Genomic DNA, 18,965 nt, shown 5'->3' with positions numbered 1-18,965 from the left:
ATCGCGATGAGGCGAACTTTAAATCGTTACATCCCGATACACCAATATGATTTTGGTCTTAGGCCAGATTAAATCGGTATATCGGGTTATAACGATACGTTGGCGGCAGTGCTAAACTGCACGCCATGAATTATCTCGCACATCTGCACCTTGGCGGCCAACTTCCTGCTCAATTGCTCGGCAGCCTGTATGGCGACTTTGTTAAAGGTCGCCTGCAAGGCCAGTTCAGCCCGCAAATCGAGTCGGCGATTCAGTTGCACCGCTCAATCGATCGCTACACCGACAGCCATCCACTGATAGGGGAGGCGCTGTCGCGCTTCACACTGACCCGACGCCGCTACGCCGGGATCGTCCTCGATGTGTTTTTCGACCACTGCCTGGCGCGGGATTGGGCGTTGTACGCCGATCAACCTCTCGAGCGTTTTACCTCCCGGGTATACCGGGTGCTCGCCGAAGAGCCGGCGCTGCCGGGGCGGCTGGCGCAGATTGCGCCGTACATGGCGGCGGATGACTGGCTGGGTTCGTATCGGGAATTTGCGGTGATGGAACAGGTACTGCGGGGAATCGGCCGGCGCCTGACACGGCCCGAAGAACTGGGCCATGCCATGCAGGAATTGCGAGCGCTGTATGAGCCGTTGAGTGAGGACTTCCGGATGTTTTATCCGATCTTGCAAACATTCTGTAGGAGCGAGCTTGCTCGCGAAGATCGTTAACGATAACGCAGTGCTCCCGGTCGCCCGTGTCGCCTATTAGCTTTTCGCGAGCAAGCTCGCTCCTACAGGGTATGCATTCAGGCGGCGGCCAGGGTTCCGGCTCGGCGCGGTTCTGCCGGCTGCACCACTTCACCAAACAACGCCTTCTGCACCGCTTGCTGCGCCTGGAACGCCAGCGCCGCACGCTCCTGCCCGGCGCAGGCAATCGGCTTGAGCAGATGAATTTCCACATCGCCCTGGTCATTGCCAAACAAGCGCATCAGGTGCGAGAGCAAATCATCATCGCCAATGAACGGTGCCAGCGGGTCGATTTTGCCGTCGCGCAGGTAACGAATCGCCACCGGTTGCAGCGACACGTCGGCATCAATTGCGCTGGCCAATAACCGCCCATGGAACGTACGCAGGGTGCGGCCGTCGGTGGTGGTGCCTTCCGGGAACATCAACAGCGGGTGTTTTTGTTCCAAGTGACGCGTCATCTGTTTGCGGATCAACTGACTGTCACCCGAACCGCGGCGGATAAACAGGCTGCCGGCCTTGGCTGCCAACCAGCCCGCCACCGGCCAGGTGCGCACCTCGGCCTTGGACAGGAACGACATCGGCGCCACCATCCCCAGCAGCGGAATGTCGGTCCACGACACATGGTTGCTGACCCACAGCATCGACTGTTGCGGCAACTCACCGTGAACGGTTACGCGAAAGGGCAGGGCGTTGGTCAACCGTGCCATGAAAAACCGCGACCAGCGCTGACGGCGCACCATCGAGTTGGCCACGCCCAAACGCTCAAATACGCCAAACACACTGGCCATGGTCAAACCCAGGGCCACCACCACCAGCACGCGGGCAATTCGCCCGTACACCCGAAGGCGGCTCATCACATGGCTGCCTTGAAGTGGCGGGCATAACGCGGGCACAACTCGTCGCGCTTGAGCAGGATGAAGACGTCGGCCACCTGGAAGTCTTCGTCCCAGCACGGTTCGCCGCAAATCTTCGCGCCCAGGCGCATGTAGGCCTTGAGCAGGGGCGGCATTTCAGCGATGACGTTGGACGGCAGGTCCAGCGCTGGCAGTGGCTTTTTCGGCTCGGCCCGCAGGTGTTCGTTGCACAGGTAGCGTTCGCGCAGGCGCTGCATGATCGCGTGAGCCTGGATGCCGCCGTCGTGCATCGGGATGCTCGCGCAGCCCATCAGGTAGCTGTAGCCGCCCTGGTTGAGCACCTCGGCCAACTCGCCCCACAACACCGCGATGGTGCCGCCGTTGCGGTAGGCGGGGTCGACGCAGGTGCGGCCGATTTCCAGGATCGGGCCTTTGAGGTGGAGCAGGCCGTGGAGGCTGAATTCTTCTTCACTGTAGAAGCGGCCCAGGGTGCTGGCGGCCTGGTGGTCGAGCAAACGGGTGGTGGCGACGAGTCGACCGCTGTTCAAATCCCGCACGCCGATGTGGCTGCAGTGAACATCATAGTCATCCATGTCCAGGCCCAGTTCAGCGCCTTTCAGCTTGGCGTTGAATTCGCCGCTGAACACGTTGAAGCGCAGGGCCTGGGCTTCCTGCAAAGCCTGAGCGCCGATCAGGCGTTCGGCTTGCAGGCGGCGTTCATTGCCGGTGTCGCTGATGCGGGCGATCTGAGTCATGGCGAGTCTCCGAGTGCCGGCCAGGGTTGCGGCCGGTCGACTTGTTTGTGCCATGTCAGGCTATGTAGGGCCGGTGTCATCTCCATGAAGTTACGGTGACGCTTAGATGACAGGCGTTTCGCCGGTGGGTTGTTGGGTTGTTTGTGTACATATCCGTTTCTTCGGTAACGGCGGCTTAGGGTTCCGCTCTTACAGCGGGTCACTTTTGGCAAACGCCCGGAATGCCGGCCCAGCCAAAAGTAACCAAAAGGTCTTTGCCCCACCACTCGGTGCCTCGCCTAGGCTCGGCATGCCCGCACTCCTGCTCGGCTCCGCGGGCCGCCGCGACGGGCCATCCATGGCCCGGCGCGGCTAAATCGGCTTCCCTGCCGATTTACCCGCTCCACCGTGCCTGCTTGCGGCCATCGTGGTTGACGGGGCCCGCAGATCAAGATCACAAGCAGATCAAAAGCTAGAGCACAGCGGCCTACAGGCCGGCTTGAGTGTTAAAAGCAAAAGCAGAGCTGCTTTCCTGTAGGAGCGAGCTTGCTCGCGAAAAACCTGAGACCGCCGCGTTCATCCAGGATGCCAGCGTCATCGTTAACGACCTTCGCGAGCAAGCCCGCTCCCACAGTGGACCGCGTTTGCCGTTGCTTTTGATTTAGCCTTTGCTTCACCACACTCAAGCCGGCCTGTAGGCCGCTGTGCCCTTGATCTGCTTTTGATCTTGATCTTAGGCGCCCCGTTAAACCACGCTGGCCGAACGCAGGCTTTGGAGCGTGGGTAACCCGGCAGGACGCCGGGTTAGCCGCGCTGGGCCATGGATGGCCCATCGCGGCGGCCCACGCTCCAAAGCCGGAGTGAGGGCACACCGAGCCCAAGCGAGGTGCCGAGTGGTGGGGCAAGAGCGTTTTGCTTACTTTTGTGCTGTTCAAAAGTGAGCCGCTGTAAGAGCGGAACCCATATCAGCCATCACCCAAATAACGGATATGTACTCCCCCCAGGGCCCGTAACAAAACCGTCATCCCCCTGGGCTAGCCTCGCGGGCTTGAATGCCCTGAGTCTCAAACTCCATGTTCAAAGGCCTGCTCTACGCCGCGCTGCTGTTCACCCTGACGGCCCACGCCGAAACCTGGCCGTCCAAAGACTGGTCCCAAGGCCAGCAACTAACCAGCCCGGCCACCCAGGCCCTGGATGACTACGCGTTCCCACCCCGCGACGACACCACCCGCAAAGGCATCCGCACCGATGCTCTGCTGGTCATCCGCGACGGCCAAATCATCTACGAACGCTACGCCGCCCCCACCACCGCCAACACCCCGCACCTCACCTGGTCCATCAGCAAAAGCCTGATGGCCACGGTACTCGGCGTGGCATTCGGCGAAAACCGTTTCAAACTCACCGACCCCGCCGCTCGCTTTTACCCACCCATGAAACAACACCCGAGCGTAACCATGGCCGACCTCCTGCACTGGGCCTCAGGCCTCGACTGGCAGGAAGACTACGAATTCGCTCCACTGAAATCCTCGGTGGTCGCAATGCTCTATACCCGCGGCCGCCACGACATGGCCGAATTCACCGCCGACACCGCTACCTTCAGCACCCCCGGCCAGGCCTTCCGCTATTCCAGCGGCGATAGCAATATTTTGTCCGCCACCCTCAAAGGCATGCTCGGCCACAAGGCCTACATCGACTACCCATGGACCGCCCTGTTCCAGCCGCTGGGTATCCGCAACGCCACCTGGGAAAGCGACGCCGACGAAACCTTCGTCGCGTCCTCATACGCCTACCTCACCGCCCGCGACCTGGCGCGCGTAGGCCTGCTGATGCAGCGTGATGGCCGCTGGGGCGATCGCCAACTGCTGCCCAAAGAGTGGGTCACGTTCAACCGCCAACCCTTCGACCGCTACAAGCCCGGCCAGGACGAAGCCGTCCCCGGCGGCCAATGGTGGCTCAACCGCGAAGTGCAAGGCGCCGCCAAACCCTGGCCGGACGCGCCCGCTGACACCTTCGCCGCTCTTGGCCATTGGGGCCAAGCGCTCTACGTGATGCCCGATGAACACCTGGTGATCGTGCGCTACGGCGACGACCGCGACGGTAGCTATCGCCACAACGAACTCCTCAAGCGCGTCCTTGCGGCGGTGCAACCATGATCCGCCGTCATCCCTTCATCAGCCTGTTGATCCTGCTGCTGCTCGTGTTGCTCGGCTGGGTCTGGCACGAGCGGGTCAACCTGCAAGCCTTCCCCGACATCATCGCCGCCTACACCGCCAAGGAGTACTGCTCGTGCCGGTACGTGGAAGGCAATCCCGCTGATTATTGCGTGGGTTATGTGAAGCAATACGTGCCCACCAGCGCCTTCACCGACAACCCGGAAAAACACCGGGTGACCGCCAGCGGCCTGGGCCGCACCCACAGCGCCCAATGGCTGGGCCAACGCGAGGGCTGCCGCCTCACACCCTGATACGCGGATTTACAGGCTGTCGCGCTTTCTGTGGCAAGGGGGCTTGTCCCCCGTTGGGTTGCGCAGCGGCCCCAAAACCTGTCGCCGCGTCTTACCTGAAAAAATGAGTCGCTTTGATGGGGCTGCTTCGCAGCCCAACGGGGGACAAGCCCCCTCGCCACAAGGGTCTCACCGGCTGCAGGTCTAATGCTCCGTGCTGAGGTTCCACAGGGTGGAACCACCTTTGATTGTCCTCCTGCGCACATCGCGGTTATCTGGCGGTGTGCAACGAAAAAGAACGGGAACACCCGCCTGCGAGGAGAATCACCATGAGCCCACACCAGCACATCCTGGATTGGCTGAGCGATGTCGCCAGCGACCTGCACGCCGTGCGTCAGGACATTCACGCCCACCCCGAACTGGGCTTTGAAGAAAACCGCACTTCCGCCCTCGTGGCGCAATCTCTCAGAAGCTGGGGCTATGAAGTCCACACCGGCATCGGCCAGACCGGCGTGGTCGGCGTGCTGCGCAATGGCAGCAGCGCGCGCAAGCTGGGGATTCGCGCCGACATGGACGCCTTGCCGATTATCGAAAACACCGGTGCCACCTACAGCAGCCAACACGCCGGCTGCATGCACGCCTGCGGCCATGACGGCCACACCACCATGCTGCTGGGCGCCGCCCGTTACCTGGCCGCGACCCGGCAGTTCGACGGCACCCTGAACCTGATTTTCCAGCCCGCCGAAGAAGGCCAGGGCGGCGCCGAGGCCATGCTCGCCGACGGCTTGCTGGAGCGCTTTCCCTGCGATGCACTGTTCGGCATGCACAACATGCCGGGCTTGCCCGCCGGCCATCTGGGCCTGCGGGTCGGGCCGATGATGGCCTCCCAGGACCTGCTTACCGTGACCCTCGAAGGTGTCGGCGGCCATGGCTCCATGCCGCACCTGACGGTGGATCCGCTGGTGGCTGCCGCCAGTATGGTCATGGCGTTGCAGACCGTGGTTGCGCGCAATATCAATGCCCAGGAAGCCGCCGTGGTGACTGTCGGTGCGCTGCAAGCGGGCCAGGCGGCCAACGTGATTCCCCAACAAGCACTGTTGCGCCTGAGCTTGCGCGCCCTGGATGCGAGCGTGCGCGAACTGATGCTGGAGCGGGTCAAGGCGATCATCCTGACCCAGGCCGCGAGCTTCGGCTGCACCGCGCAGATCGAACATCGTCCGGCCTATCCGGTGCTGGTTAACCACGCCGAAGAAACCGAATTCGCTCGCCAGGTCGGCGTCGCCTTGCTCGGCGAAGATGCTGTAGATGGCAACACCAACAAGCTGATGGGCAGCGAAGACTTCGCCTGGATGCTGCAACGCTGCCCCGGCAGCTACCTGTTTATCGGCAACGGCGTCTCGCGGCCGATGGTTCACAACCCCGCCTATGACTTCAACGACGACATCCTGCTGACCGGCGCCGCCTACTGGGGTGCGTTGGCCGAGAGCTGGCTCAAGCCCGCCTGACGACCTCTTTTTTTCTGCCGCTGGACCCTTTCCCAACAGGTTGAATGGAGTGTTCCTCATGCAGACTGCAAAACAGGGCGTATCCCGCACCCGCCAGGTGGTTGCGGCGGTGATCGGCAATGCGCTCGAATGGTATGACTTCATCGTCTACGGCTTTCTTGCCAGCATCATCGCCCGGCAGTTCTTCCCCTCAGAGGATGAATACGCGTCGCTGCTGATGGCCCTGGCGACGTTTGGCGTCGGCTTCTTCATGCGCCCCGTGGGCGGAATTTTGCTGGGCATGTATTCGGACCGCAAAGGCCGCAAGGCTGCGATGCAACTGATCATCCGGTTGATGACCATTTCCATCGCGCTGATCGCTTTCGCCCCCAGCTACGCCGCGATCGGCATGGGCGCGCCGATGCTGATCGTGGTCGCGCGCATGCTCCAGGGCTTTGCCACCGGCGGCGAATACGCCAGTGCCACGGCGTTCCTGGTGGAAAGCGCGCCGGCCCATCGCAAGGGGTTGTACGGTTCGTGGCAGTTGGTGGGGCAGTGCCTGGCGGTGTTCGGCGGTGCGGCGATGGTGGCGTTGGTGACGCACTTTTTCGAGCCGCATACCCTCGAGGTCTGGGGCTGGCGCCTGCCGTTCATCTTTGGCTTGCTGATCGGACCGGTGGGTTTGTGGATCCGCCGGCACATGGAAGATCCCGAGGAATTTATCGAGGCGCGCAAACAGGCCAAGGGTGCGGCACCGAGCTTGATGGGCGTCATCCGCGATCACCGCCGCAGCATCCTCGTGTCGATGGGCCTGGCGTGTGGGGCAACAGTGTCGTTCTACGTGGTGCTGGTGAATATGCCGACCTTCGCCCACAAGAACCTCGGCCTGCCGCTGGACCAGGTGTTGATGGTGCAAATGTTCGCGGTGGCGCTGATGACCGTGGTGATTCCGCTGTCCGGCCTGTTGTCGGATCGGCTGGGTCGGCGTCCGGTATTGATGGCGTTCACCCTGGCGTTTTTCGTGATGGTGTACCCGCTGTATGTGTGGGTCGCGGCGGCGCCATCCATCGAGCGTTTGCTGGTGATGCAGGTGATGTTGTGCACGGCCATCGGCGGCTTTTTCGGCCCGGCACCGACGGCCCTGGCCGAGCAGTTTCCCATCGAAGTACGCTCCACGGGTGTGTCGGTGGCCTACAACGTGGCGGTGATGGTGTTCGGGGGCTTTGCGCCGTTGATCGTCACTTGGCTGAGCAAGGTGCTGGGCACGCCGGTAGCCCCGGCATTTTATGTGCTGTTCGCTTGCGTCCTGACGCTGCTGGGCACTTACTGCATGCATGAGGCGCCGCGGGCGAAACGACCGGCGCCGTTTTCCAGCGAGGTGAAACCTTGAGTATTGTTGAACTGGATGCCATCGAACTGTCACGGGCGATCCATGCGCGGCAGGTGTCTTGCCATGAGGTGATGCAGGCGTATCTGGCCCAGGTTGAACGCTTCAACCCGACGGTGAATGCGCTGGTCTCGCTGCGCTCCCGTGAGGACGTGCTGGCCGAAGCGGCGCAGCGTGATCGCGAGTTGGACCAAGGCCAATCCCGTGGCTGGATGCACGGCATGCCCCAGGCGATCAAGGATTTGGCGGCGACACAGGGCCTGCGCACCACCCTGGGTTCGCCGCTGTTCGCCGAGCATATTCCTCAAGAAGATGCGATCAGCGTGGCGCGGGTTCGGGCCAGTGGCGCGGTCATCATCGGCAAGACCAACGTGCCGGAATTCGGCCTCGGCTCGCAGACCTACAACGGCGTGTTCGGCACCACCGGCAACGCCTATGACCCGCGCCTCGTGGCCGGTGGCAGCAGCGGCGGCGCGGCAGTGGCGCTGGCGTTGCGCATGCTGCCGGTGGCCGATGGCAGCGACATGATGGGCTCGCTGCGAAACCCGGCGGCGTTCAATAACGTATTTGGCCTGCGCCCGTCCCAGGGCCGGGTGCCTCACGGGCCGGCGCCGGAGCTGTTCGTCCAGCAACTGGCCACGGAAGGCCCGATGGGTCGCAGCGTGGCGGATGTGGCTCAGTTGCTGAGTGTGCAGGCGGGGTACGACCCTCGGGTGCCGCTGTCGCTCAAGGAGGATCCGGCGGTGTTGGGTGAGCCGTTGCAGCGCGACTTCAAGGGCGCGCGCCTCGGCTGGCTGGGGGATTACAACGGTTATCTGCCGATGGAAGACGGCGTGATGAGCCTGTGCGAATCAGCCCTCAAGGACTTCGCGGCGCTGGGCTGCGAGGTCGAGCACTGCCAACCGGAATTCTCTCTGGCGCGCCTGTGGCAGACCTGGCTGGTGCACCGCCATTGGCTGATCCAGGGCTCCCTCGGCGCGGCCTACGCCGACCCGCAAAAACGCGTGTTGCTCAAGCCCGAAGCCCAATGGGAAGTGCAGGGCGGCTTACAGCTGAGTGCGGCGGATGTCTACCAGGCGTCGGTCAGCCGCAGCGACTGGTACCGCGCCCTCGGCAAGCTGTTCGAACGTTACGATTTCCTGTTGCTGCCCACCGCCCAAGTGTTCCCTTTCGATGCACAACAAGCCTGGCCGCGCCTCGTCGCAGGGCGTGAGATGGACACCTACCATCGCTGGATGGAAGTGGTGATTGGTCCCACGCTGGCCGGTCTACCGAGCATGAGCGTGCCGGTGGGTTTCAACCCGCAGGGCTTGCCCATGGGCCTGCAAATCATCGGCCCGGCCCAGGCGGACAGGGCGGTGTTGCAACTGGCGTACGCCCACGAACAGCTGACTCGCTGGGTGCAGCGGCGGCCGCCTGCTTGCCTCTCGTCGACCGGCTGAGTCGCGACAGGCCTGTATCTTGCTGTGAAATCAGATCATCCATCGGCATCAAGGAGATCGACACATGGGCAGCGACGCCGAGACGGGAACCGTACGCTCAGTGGGGCGCGCACTGGCGATCATCGAATTGCTCGGCGAGCATCAGGCGCTGGGGCTGGAAGAGTTGCACTACCTGACTCACCTGCCCAAGGCCACCGTCTCGCGGATGCTGCTGACCTTGCAGGAACAGGGCTGGATTTACCGTGGTCTCAGCGACCGCCGTTACCGCCTGCGGGCCCGGCGCCTGTTCGGTGATACCCAGCAGCGTTTCAAGCGCCAATTGGTGGAAAGCGCCGCGCCGTGGCTGCTGGATCTCAGCGAGCGCACCGGCCTGGTGGTGGACTTGTCGAGCTTCGACGGCGAACGCCTGGAAGTGATGGAAAGCGCGATCCCCACGGTGTTGCGCAAGCTCTACCCGAACAACTGCCAGATCGTCGGCCAACACGCCAGCCTGTTTCACTCGGCCATGGGCAAAGCGTGCCTGTCGCAATTGTCGGCGGATGAAGTACAGCGCCTAGCCGGCCGTGAGCGAGTGGCGGAGGACGATCAATACCGGGCGTGTGAACAATCCCAGCACCAGGGTTTCGGGCAGCGCACCGAAGGCTACTGGGAATACCCGGTGCGCCTGCCGTTCCTGATTCGCGCAGTGGCTTTGCCAGTGCGGGCCAACGGGCGGTTGGTAGGCAGCATGGCGCTGCATTGGCCGATGGATCAGGCACCGGTGGAACGAGTGCTGAGCCTGCACCTGGCCAGCCTGGAATCGACCATTCGCGATGTGCAGCAGGCGTTGGCCTGACCACCGTTCCCCTGTAGGAGCGAGCTTGCTCGCGAAGAACTCACAGGCACCGCGTTCATTCAGAATGCCCGCGTCATCGTTGGCAACCTTCGCGAGCAAGCTCGCTCCTACAGGAGGTCTTTGTTACTGTTCGTCCAGGTTTTTTGCCCCAAGAGTCTTTATGTCCTTGCTCAAACCCCTGGCCGTCCTGCTGCTGGCCGCTGCCGCCGTGCCTGCCCACGCCGACTGGTACCTGGACAACGAGTCCTCGCGCCTGTCGTTCGTCACCACCAAAAACACCGACATCGCCGAAGTGCAGCGCTTCCTGGTGCTGCACGGCAAGGTCGACAGCAAAGGCGCGGCGCAGTTGGAAGTCGAGCTGGAGTCGATCAACAGCGGTATTCCGCTGCGCGACGAGCGCATGCGCAATGAGCTATTCGAGATCAAGACCTTCCCGGACGCGGTGATCAATGCGCAGATCAACCTGCAACCGATCAACGACCTGGCCCCCGGTGCGCAATACGAGCTGCGCCTGCCGCTGTCGGTGACGCTGCACGGCAAGACCCAGACCTACAGTGCCGAACTGCTGGCGACCCGTCTGGATGACCGACGCTTTCAAGTGGTGACGTTGGAGCCGTTGGTGGTGCATGCCGAGGATTTCGATCTGCTGCCGGGTGTGGCCGCGTTGCGCAAGGCCGCCGGGCTGTCGCAGATCAGCCTGTCGGTACCGGTGGGTGCGGTACTGATTTTCACGGCGCGCTGACATGAGCGGCGCAGTGTTCCCGTGGCGCAGCGCCAACCGTTTCGAGTTGATGATCGACGGTCCGAGTTTCTTTCCGCGCATGTTGGAGGGCATCGCCCAGGCCGAGCAGCAAGTCGCGCTGGAGCTGTATCTGGTGGAGGCGGGCGCGTGTGCCGAGGCGATGGTTCAGGCCTTGGTCGGGGCGGCCGAGCGTGGCGTGCGGGTACGTTGCCTGTTCGATGACTATGGCAGCCTGGCGTTTACCCTGGGCCTGCGTCGACGGTTGATCGATGCCGGGGTGGACCTGCGTTTCTACAACCGCCTGAGCTGGCGCCGCTGGATGCGCAACCTCTACCGGGACCACCGCAAGCTGTTGCTGATTGACCAGACCCTCGCTGTGGTCGGCGGCACGGGCGTGACGGATGAGTTCTGGACGCCCGGTGAAGACGCCGCCGACTGGCACGAAGTGATGGTGCAAGTCCGCGGCCCGTTGGTGCTGGATTGGCAGGCATTGTTTGATCGCCAATGGCTGGCCAACGACGATCGTAGAGCCTGGAAACCGGCCACGCATTTTGGGCTGCCACGTTTGCCCAAGGTGCCGGCGACAGGGCCGGGGCTGGGGCGTGTGGCCTATGCGGATGCTCGTCAGCATCGGGATATTCTGCAATCGCTGATCCGCGCGCTGAACAGCGGCCACCGGCGTATCTGGCTGGCTACACCGTATTTCCTGCCGACCTGGAGTGTACGGCGTGCCCTGCGCCGGGCGGCGGGGCGCGGAGTGGATGTGCGCTTGCTGTTGACCGGGCCGCGTACCGATCACCCGTCGGTGCGGTACGCCGGGCACCGTTACTACCCGCGTCTGCTCAAGTCCGGGGTGCAGATCTTTGAATACCAGCCGTGTTTCCTGCACCTGAAAATGGTGTTGGTGGACGATTGGGTGAGCATAGGTTCGTGCAACTTCGACCACTGGAATCTGCGCTTCAACCTGGAGGCGAATCTGGAGGCGCTGGACCCGGATCTGACGTTGGCGGTAGCGGGGAGTTTCGAGAGGGATTTTGCCCAGAGCCAGGCGGTGAGCCTGGAGGCGTGGCGGTCGCGGCCATTGTGGCGGCGGGTGAAGCAGCGGTTGTGGGGGTGGATTGATCGGTTGGTGGTTAACCTGCTGGATCGAAGAGGTTAAGGACTACGCAGGTCACTGTAGGAGCGAGCTTGCTCGCGAAGAACTTGACGACGCCGCGTTCATTTAGAACGCCAATGTCATCGTTAACGACCTTCGCGAGCAAGCTCGCTCCTACAGGGGTGTGTATTTAGAGCAGTTCGAAGCTCTGCTGCTTCACATCCTGCGAATCCAACCCGATCTGCACATTGAACTCGCCCGGCTCAGCCGCGAACTTCAGTTGGGTGTTGTAGAACTTCAAGTCTTCCTCGGTGATGGTGAAGTGCACGGCGCGCTCTTCGCCAGCCTTGAGCATGATCTTCTGGAAGTTCTTCAATTCCTTCACCGGGCGGATCATCGAGCCGGCCACGTCCTGGATGTACAGCTGCACCACGGTTTCGCCATCGACCTTGCCGGTGTTTTTCACCACCACGGTGGCGTCGAGCTTGCCGGTCTTGTTCAGGGTGGTGGACGACAGCGCCATGTCCGACAGGCTGAAGCTGGTGTAGCTCAAGCCATAACCAAACGGAAACAGCGGCCCGGTGGTGTCATCGAAGTACTGCGAGGTGTAGTTGCCCGGCTTGCCCGGCGTGAACGGCCGGCCAATGCTCAGGTGGTTGTAGTAGGTCGGAATCTGCCCCACCGAACGCGGGAAGGTGATCGGCAGTTTGCCCGACGGGTTGTAGTCGCCGAACAACACGTCCGCGATCGCGTTGCCGCCTTCGGTACCGGCGAACCAGGTTTCCAGGATTGCGTCAGCCTGTTCGTTCTCGTCGACAATCGACAGCGGACGGCCGTTCATCAATACCAGCACCAGCGGTTTGCCGGTGGCTTTCAAGGCCTTGATCAGGTCGCGCTGGCTTTGCGGGATGTTCAGGTCGGTGCGGCTCGACGACTCGTGGGACATGCCACGGGATTCGCCCACGGCGGCAACCACTACGTCGGCATCTTTGGCTGCCTTGACCGCTTCGTCGATCATCGCCTGGGACGAGCGCGGGTCATCCACCACTTCCGGGGCATCGAAGTTCAGGAAGTTGAGGTAGTCGACGACTTTCTTGTCATTGGTGATGTTGGCGCCGCGGGCATAGATCACTTTGCCTTTTTCGCCGATCACGGCATTCATGCCGTCCAGCAGGGTCACCGATTGCGCGGGTTTACCGGCAGCGGCCCAGCTGCCCATCATGTCGATCGGCGCCTTGGCCAGCGGGCCGACCAGGGCGATGGTCGCGCTCTTTTTCAGCGGCAGGGCGTTGTTCTGGTTTTTCAGCAGCACCAGGCTGCGGCGTGCCACGTCACGTGCGTCGGCGCGATGCAGGCGGCTTTCGGCGTAGGTGTCGACCGGGTCATCCTCGGCCTTGCCGATGCGCAGGTACGGGTCGGCGAACAGGCCCATGTCGTACTTGGCGCCAAGCACTTCGCGCACTGCGTTGTCGATGTCGCTCTGTTCGATCTCGCCGGATTTCAGCAGGCCGGGCAATTCCTTGCCGTAGAGCGAGTCGTTCATGCTCATGTCGATGCCGGCCTTGATCGCCAGCTTGGCGGCTTCACGCCCGTCCTTGGCCACGCCGTGCTTGATCAGCTCGAAGATCGCGCCATGGTCGCTCACGGCCAGGCCCTTGAAGCCCCAGTCCTTGCGCAGCAGGTCGTTCATCAGCCAGGTGTTGGCGGTGGCCGGCACGCCGTTGATCGAGTTCAGCGCAACCATCACGCCACCGGCACCGGCCTTGATCGCGGCGTGGTAGGGCGGCAGGTAGTCCTGGTACATCTTGACCGGGCTCATGTCGACCACGTTGTAGTCGCGACCGCCTTCCACCGCGCCATACAGGGCGAAGTGCTTGACGCTGGCCATGATGCTGTCGGCCTTGGCGGAGCTGGTGCCCTGGAAGGCCTTGACCATGACTTCGGCAATGCGCGAGGTCAGGTAGGTGTCTTCGCCAAAACCTTCGGAGGTGCGGCCCCAGCGCGGGTCGCGGGAGATGTCGACCATCGGCGCAAAGGTGATGTCGAGGCTGTCGGCGGCGGCTTCCTGGGCGGCGACGCGCCCGGAGCGGCCGATGGCGTCCATGTCCCAGCTGGAGGCCAGGGCCAGGCTGATCGGGAAAATCGTGCGGTGGCCGTGGATCACGTCATAGGCGAAGAACATCGGGATCTTCAACCGGCTGCGCATGGCCGCGTCCTGCATTGGACGGTTTTCCGGGCGGGTGATGGAATTGAAGGTGCCACCGATGCGGCCGGCGGCGATTTCCTTGCGGATCAGCTCGCGGGGCATTTCAGGGCCGATGCTGATCAGGCGCAACTGCCCGATCTTTTCATCGAGGGTCATTTGCTTGAGCAGGTCACTGACGAAGGCGTCTTTGTCCTTGAGTACTGCGGGCTTTGTTTCGGCAAATACGGAATGAGTGGCCAAACTGACAACAAGGCCCAGCAAACACAGCTTCTTCATGAAAATCCTTTCTCGCAGCCTTGGGACCGGAGAGCGTCTATTGTTGTTCGGGTGTTGTTCAGATAAATGCAGCACACTTCTGAACTCTTATTGGCGCTGGGCATCTTTTAGCTGATTGGCTCGATGCAATCCAGTGGGTGGTGGCGGATTATGCCCTAAGCCCGTAGCTAACGCGTCAGTCGGTATATTTCATAGGTTTGGCAGGAGAAACACCATGCAAGCAGCACAAGGTTACCGTTGGGGCTGGAAGGCCGTGGCATTGATACTGGTGAGCACCGTGCTGAGCGGTTGCGGCATCAACAAGATCCCGACCCTGGACGAACAGGCCAAGGCGGCCTGGGCCCAGGTGCAGAACCAGTACCAGCGGCGCGCCGACCTGATCCCCAACCTGGTGGAAGTGGTCAAGGGCTATGCCGCCCATGAACAGGACACCCTGACCGCCGTGATCGAAGCGCGGGCCAAGGCCACCTCGATCCAGGTGGACGCCAGCACCCTCGACAATCCGGAAAAACTCAAGCAGTTCCAGCAAGCCCAGGACGGCTTGAGCGGTGCACTCAGCCGCTTGATGGTGGTGTCCGAGCGTTACCCGGACCTGAAGGCCAACCAGAACTTCCTGGCCCTGCAATCGCAGCTTGAAGGTACCGAAAACCGCATCGCGGTGGCCCGTCGCGACTTTATCCAGGCGGTACAGGCCTACAACACCGAGATTCGCACCTTCCCGGGCCGCCTGTGGCACAGCGTGATGTACAGCGACTTGCCGGTCCGCGCCAACTTCGAGGCCACCAGTGCCGATGCCGATAAAGCGCCGCAAGTGAAATTCTGATGGGCAAGCGCGCTTGGCTGCTGGCGGCGGTGCTGCTGGCCTTTAGCCTGACCGCCCAGGCCGCCCTTAACTTTCCGGCCCTGACCGGACGGGTGGTCGACAACGCCCAGATGATCGACCCGGCCGTGCGCGAGCAACTGACCCAGCAATTGCAGGCGCTGGAGCAGACCAGCGGTGACCAGATCGTGGTGGTCACCGTGCCGGACCTGCAAGGCGTGCCCATTGAAGACTTCGGTTATCAACTGGGCCGCGCGTGGGGCATCGGCCAGAAGGGCAAGGACAACGGCGCACTGCTGATCGTCGCCCGGGATGAGCACAAGATCCGTATCGAAGTGGGTTATGGCCTGGAAGGCGTACTCACCGATGCGCAGTCCTGGGTGATCATCAACCAGGTGATCGCCCCGGCATTCAAAGCGGGCAACTACAGCAAGGGCATCAGCGACGGCGTGGCGGCGATGCTGCAAGTGGTGGGCGGCGATCCGCTGGCGGTGCCGGCGCATGTGTCCGAGGCCAACTTCGCCAAGCAAAACCCGGGCATTTCCATTGGTCTGTTCATCCTGTTGCTGGCGGTGCTGTGGCTGTGCAATCGCATGGGCCTGCCCGTTGGCGCTATCCTGCTGGCGATTCTCAGCAGCAGCGGTCGCGGCGGCGGAGGCGGCGGCGGTGGTGGTGGCTTCAGGGGCGGCGGCGGTGGTTTCGGTGGCGGTGGCGCCTCGGGCGGCTGGTAATGACAATAACGAGAGAGCATCAACAACCATGGCATTACTGAGTCAACACGAGCAACGCCAGGTCGCCGAGGCGATCGCCCGGGTCGAGCAACAGACCGACGCCGAACTGGTGACCGTGCTCGCGGCCCGTGCCGACGACTACGCCTACATCCCGCTGTTGTGGGCCAGCCTGCTGGCGCTGGTGGTGCCGGGGATCATTCACTATCTGTCGGGCTGGCTGACCATGTACACCTTGCTGCTGGCGCAGTGGGGCACGTTTGTGGTGCTGTGCCTGGTGTTCCGGTTGCCCAAGGTGACGACGCGGCTGATCCCGCGCTCGGTGCGCCACTGGCGCGCGTCCAACCTGGCGCGGCGGCAGTTTCTGGAGCAGCACCTGCACCACACGCTGGGCAGTACCGGGGTGCTGATTTTTGTCAGTGAGGCCGAGCGGTATGTGGAAATCCTGGTGGACAAGGGCATTTCCAGTCGCCTGGATGACAGCAGTTGGGATGCGATCGTCAAGCAGTTCACCCAGCAGGTGAAGCAAGGCCAGACGTTGGCCGGGTTTATCAGCTGCATTGAAGCCTGCGGGGTGTTGCTCAAGGAGCATGTGCCGGTGACCCACGCGCGCAATGAGTTGCCGAATCGGTTGGTGGTGTTGGAGTAGTGTAAAATTCCCGGCATTCCCTGCCCGAGGCGTTTTTGTTCATGTCTGCCACCGCTAAACCTGCCAGCCCCGCGCCGGATCATCACGCGCAGTTCCTCGAACTGCTGAGCGCGAGCCTTGAGCAAAACGCCTTTATCAAGCTGGTGCTGGCCAAGTACGTCGGCACCGAGCCTGATCTTCAGAAGCTGATCATCAAGCAGCTGACGGTCAAGGATCAGCCTTGCCTGTCCTTCGTCTACCGCTACAAGACCCGCGACATCACCAAGAACTTCTCGCTGGAAGACGGCGTAGCGGCGATTGCCGAGCTGTTGCCGGCCTCGTTCAAGAACGCGCACCTGCTCTCGGTGACCGACGAAGCCCAGCTGGAATACAGCAAGAAGAACAAAAGCTCGCTGTTCAAAAGCAAGCCGCAACAACTGCGCGAGGCACCATCTGCCGAGCACAACCGCGAGAAAAATCGCTTCCTGGACCTGACGCGACCATTCCTCGCTGACCTTGGCGTGACCAACGCCAAGCACGAACTGATCCCGGCGATGTCGCGCAAGTGGAAGCAGATCAACAAGTTCATCGAAGTGTTCAGCCATGCGCTGACCACGTCACCGCTGAAGCTGGACCAGCCGGTGCGCGTCGCGGACTTTGGTTCGGGCAAGGGCTACCTGACGTTTGCCATCCACGACTACTTGCGCAACACCCTCAACGCCGAGGGTGAAGTGACCGGTGTGGAACTGCGCGAAGACATGGTGACCCTGTGCAACAACGCCGCCGCCCGCCTGGATCACCCGGGGCTGGTGTTCAAATGCGGGGATGTGCGCAGCGTCGCGCCCAGCGAACTGGACGTGATGATCGCCCTGCATGCCTGCGACATCGCCACCGACTACGCGATTCACACCGGCATCCGCTCCGGGGCGTCGATCATCATGTGCTCGCCGTGCTGCCATAAGCAGATTCGCCTGCAGATCCAGAGCCCGGCGCTGCTCAAGCCGATGCTGCAATACGGTTTGCACCTGGGCCAGCAGGCGGAAATGGTCACCGACAGCCTGCGTGCGTTGTTTCTCGAAGCCTGCGGTTATGAGACCAAGGTGTTTGAGTTCATCTCGTTGGAGCACACCAACAAGAACAAGATGATCCTTGCCGTGAAGCGTGCGGAGCCGTTGGATAACGCTCAGCTCCTGGTGAAAATCCACGAGCTGAAAACGTTCTACAACATCACCGAACATTGCCTGGAAACCCTGCTGCGGGTGGATGGTTACCTGGCCTGAGTACGACGCAAATCAAAAATGTGGGAGCGGGCTTGCTCGCGAAAGCGGTGTGTCAGTCACCTGATGTATCAACTGATCCACTGCATTCGCGAGCAAGCCCGCTCCCACATTAGACTGCGCTGGGCTTGGGAGCTGGCGCAGGCTTCACACTGGTCTTGCGCCCCAACATCACCGTCACAATCACCCCGCAGGCAAACAGCCAGGTAATCGGCTCGATGTGCTCACCAAAAAACAGCGCGGAAAACGCGATGGTGAAAAAGATCTGCAACAGCTGAATCTGGCTGACCCGGGCGATGCCGCCCATGGCCAAGCCGGCGTACCACGCAAAGAACCCCAGGAACTGCGAAAACAGCGACACATAACCAAACGCCCACCAGGTGCGCATGGAAATCGGTCCTTCGTGTTGCAGCGCCAGGTACGCCACAGGCCCGATCAATACCGGCGTCGACAGCACCAGCGCCCAGCAGATCACCTGCCAGCCTCCCATCTCCTTGGCCAACCGGCCGCCTTCTGCGTAACCCAGGCCACCCACGGCAATCGCCGCGAGCATCAACAGGTCGCCTGCCTGGATGCTGCCGGCCCCGGTGATCAACGCGTAACTCAGCACCAGCGCACTGCCCAGCGCCGCGCACGCCCAGAACGCCTTTGATGGCCGCTCATGGGACAACCACGCCGCATACAGCGCTACGCACAGCGGCTGCAAGCCGTTGACCAGCGCACCATGAGACGCCGGCAAGGTTTGCATGGCCCAGGCCGACAGCACCGGGAACCCCAGGATTACCCCGGCAATCACCAACGTCAGCCCGCGCACCTGGCGCCAGGTGGGCCAGCGCTCGCGGCGCCACAGCAACAACGCCGCCGCCGGCACTGCCGCAAACAACGCCCGGCCCAGGCCATTGAGCAGCGGATGCATTTCCTGCACCACGATACGGGTGAAGGGCAGGGTAAGGCTGAAGATGACGACGCCCAGCAGGCCGAGGGCCATGCCGGTATTTTCGCGGGAGCTCATGGAAGGAACCAGAATCGAATGGGCCGGAAGTGGACGTTCATCTAGCCACAAAGCCCGCAAACGCGCGCTTACAGCTGGGTGCAGATTGGACCGTACAGTTTGTGTAGGAGCGAGCTTGCTCGCGAAAAACCTGAGAGCGCCGCGGGCTGTCTGGCTTCCCGCGTTATCGTTAACGTTCTTCGCGAGCAAGCTCGCTCCTACACCGCAATGATGTAGTAGCGGGCCATTACCCGGCTCATCGGCACAGGTCTATCTTGGCTACTCCTGTCT

General features: G+C 62.2%; 17 protein-coding genes. 13 read left to right on the top strand and 4 right to left on the bottom strand.

Annotated elements, in window-relative coordinates:
- Positions 1-125 precede the first annotated feature (125 nt).
- On the top strand, positions 126-713 hold the full coding sequence (locus AU074_RS18855; protein WP_076015999.1) for an ACP phosphodiesterase: 588 nt from the start codon (positions 126-128) through the stop codon (positions 711-713).
- 77 nt (positions 714-790) lie between these two features.
- On the opposite strand, the gene AU074_RS18850 is transcribed toward AU074_RS18855, so the two are convergent.
- Both AU074_RS18850 and olsB read right to left on the bottom strand, forming a co-directional pair.
- The gene (locus tag AU074_RS18850) at positions 791-1,585 is read right to left on the bottom strand and encodes a lysophospholipid acyltransferase family protein (protein ID WP_076015998.1); all 795 of its coding nucleotides are present in this window, start codon (positions 1,583-1,585) and stop codon (positions 791-793) included.
- Positions 1,585-2,340, bottom strand: coding sequence for an L-ornithine N(alpha)-acyltransferase (gene olsB, locus AU074_RS18845; protein ID WP_010176659.1), 756 nt, complete (start codon positions 2,338-2,340; stop codon positions 1,585-1,587). The genes AU074_RS18850 and olsB overlap by 1 nt, the downstream gene beginning before the upstream one ends.
- Positions 2,341-3,392: 1,052 nt before the next feature.
- On the opposite strand from olsB, the gene AU074_RS18835 reads away from it, so the two are divergent.
- From AU074_RS18835 to AU074_RS18800, 8 genes are all read left to right on the top strand, one after another.
- Positions 3,393-4,472, top strand: coding sequence for a serine hydrolase (locus AU074_RS18835; RefSeq protein WP_076015997.1), 1,080 nt, complete (start codon positions 3,393-3,395; stop codon positions 4,470-4,472).
- Positions 4,469-4,783 (top strand): amidase, encoded by a 315-nt coding sequence (locus AU074_RS18830; RefSeq protein WP_076015996.1) that lies wholly within the window; start codon positions 4,469-4,471, stop codon positions 4,781-4,783. The genes AU074_RS18835 and AU074_RS18830 overlap by 4 nt, the downstream gene beginning before the upstream one ends.
- Positions 4,784-5,091: 308 nt before the next feature.
- Positions 5,092-6,267, top strand: a complete 1,176-nt coding sequence (locus AU074_RS18825; RefSeq protein WP_076015995.1) for a M20 aminoacylase family protein — start codon at positions 5,092-5,094, stop codon at positions 6,265-6,267.
- A gap of 58 nt (positions 6,268-6,325) precedes the next feature.
- On the top strand, positions 6,326-7,636 hold the full coding sequence (locus AU074_RS18820; RefSeq protein WP_076015994.1) for a citrate-proton symporter: 1,311 nt from the start codon (positions 6,326-6,328) through the stop codon (positions 7,634-7,636).
- Positions 7,633-9,075, top strand: a complete 1,443-nt coding sequence (locus AU074_RS18815; RefSeq protein ID WP_076015993.1) for an amidase — start codon at positions 7,633-7,635, stop codon at positions 9,073-9,075. The genes AU074_RS18820 and AU074_RS18815 overlap by 4 nt, the downstream gene beginning before the upstream one ends.
- A 64-nt stretch (positions 9,076-9,139) precedes the next feature.
- On the top strand, positions 9,140-9,910 hold the full coding sequence (locus AU074_RS18810; protein WP_063032738.1) for a helix-turn-helix domain-containing protein: 771 nt from the start codon (positions 9,140-9,142) through the stop codon (positions 9,908-9,910).
- A gap of 160 nt (positions 9,911-10,070) precedes the next feature.
- On the top strand, positions 10,071-10,652 hold the full coding sequence (locus tag AU074_RS18805) for a YceI family protein (RefSeq protein ID WP_076015992.1): 582 nt from the start codon (positions 10,071-10,073) through the stop codon (positions 10,650-10,652).
- 1 nt (position 10,653) lies between these two features.
- Positions 10,654-11,811: a phosphatidylserine/phosphatidylglycerophosphate/cardiolipin synthase family protein gene (locus AU074_RS18800; RefSeq protein ID WP_076015991.1), complete on the top strand. Its 1,158-nt coding sequence runs from the start codon at positions 10,654-10,656 to the stop codon at positions 11,809-11,811.
- 127 nt (positions 11,812-11,938) lie between these two features.
- Here the strand turns inward: AU074_RS18800 and bglX are convergent, their stop codons facing one another.
- Positions 11,939-14,230, bottom strand: a complete 2,292-nt coding sequence (bglX, locus tag AU074_RS18795; protein ID WP_076015990.1) for a beta-glucosidase BglX — start codon at positions 14,228-14,230, stop codon at positions 11,939-11,941.
- Between the two features lie 214 nt (positions 14,231-14,444).
- Between bglX and AU074_RS18790 the strand changes: the two genes are divergently transcribed.
- Genes AU074_RS18790 through AU074_RS18775 form a run of 4 tightly spaced genes read left to right on the top strand, consistent with a single transcriptional unit; the run spans position 14,445 to position 17,686 of the window.
- Positions 14,445-15,053 carry a LemA family protein gene (locus AU074_RS18790; RefSeq protein ID WP_003209150.1) on the top strand — a complete coding sequence of 203 codons (609 nt, stop codon included), beginning with the start codon at positions 14,445-14,447 and terminating at the stop codon, positions 15,051-15,053.
- A complete protein-coding gene (locus tag AU074_RS18785; RefSeq protein WP_076015989.1) occupies positions 15,053-15,781 on the top strand; it encodes a YgcG family protein in 729 nt (242 codons plus the stop codon). Before AU074_RS18790 ends, AU074_RS18785 begins: the two co-directional genes overlap by 1 nt.
- A 28-nt stretch (positions 15,782-15,809) precedes the next feature.
- Positions 15,810-16,427 carry a TPM domain-containing protein gene (locus tag AU074_RS18780; protein WP_063032728.1) on the top strand — a complete coding sequence of 206 codons (618 nt, stop codon included), beginning with the start codon at positions 15,810-15,812 and terminating at the stop codon, positions 16,425-16,427.
- Between the two features lie 41 nt (positions 16,428-16,468).
- Entirely contained in the window at positions 16,469-17,686 is a 1,218-nt protein-coding gene (locus tag AU074_RS18775; RefSeq protein WP_076015988.1) for an SAM-dependent methyltransferase, read from the top strand.
- 109 nt (positions 17,687-17,795) lie between these two features.
- Here the strand turns inward: AU074_RS18775 and AU074_RS18770 are convergent, their stop codons facing one another.
- The gene (locus AU074_RS18770; protein WP_076015987.1) at positions 17,796-18,695 is read right to left on the bottom strand and encodes a DMT family transporter; all 900 of its coding nucleotides are present in this window, start codon (positions 18,693-18,695) and stop codon (positions 17,796-17,798) included.
- Between the last annotated feature and the right edge of the window lie 270 nt (positions 18,696-18,965).

Source organism: Pseudomonas sp. ATCC PTA-122608 (assembly GCF_001952855.1).
GTDB lineage: Bacteria > Pseudomonadota > Gammaproteobacteria > Pseudomonadales > Pseudomonadaceae > Aquipseudomonas.
The sequence above is the reverse complement of the archived record's forward strand: the minus strand, read 5'-3'. Positions and strand labels throughout refer to the sequence as shown.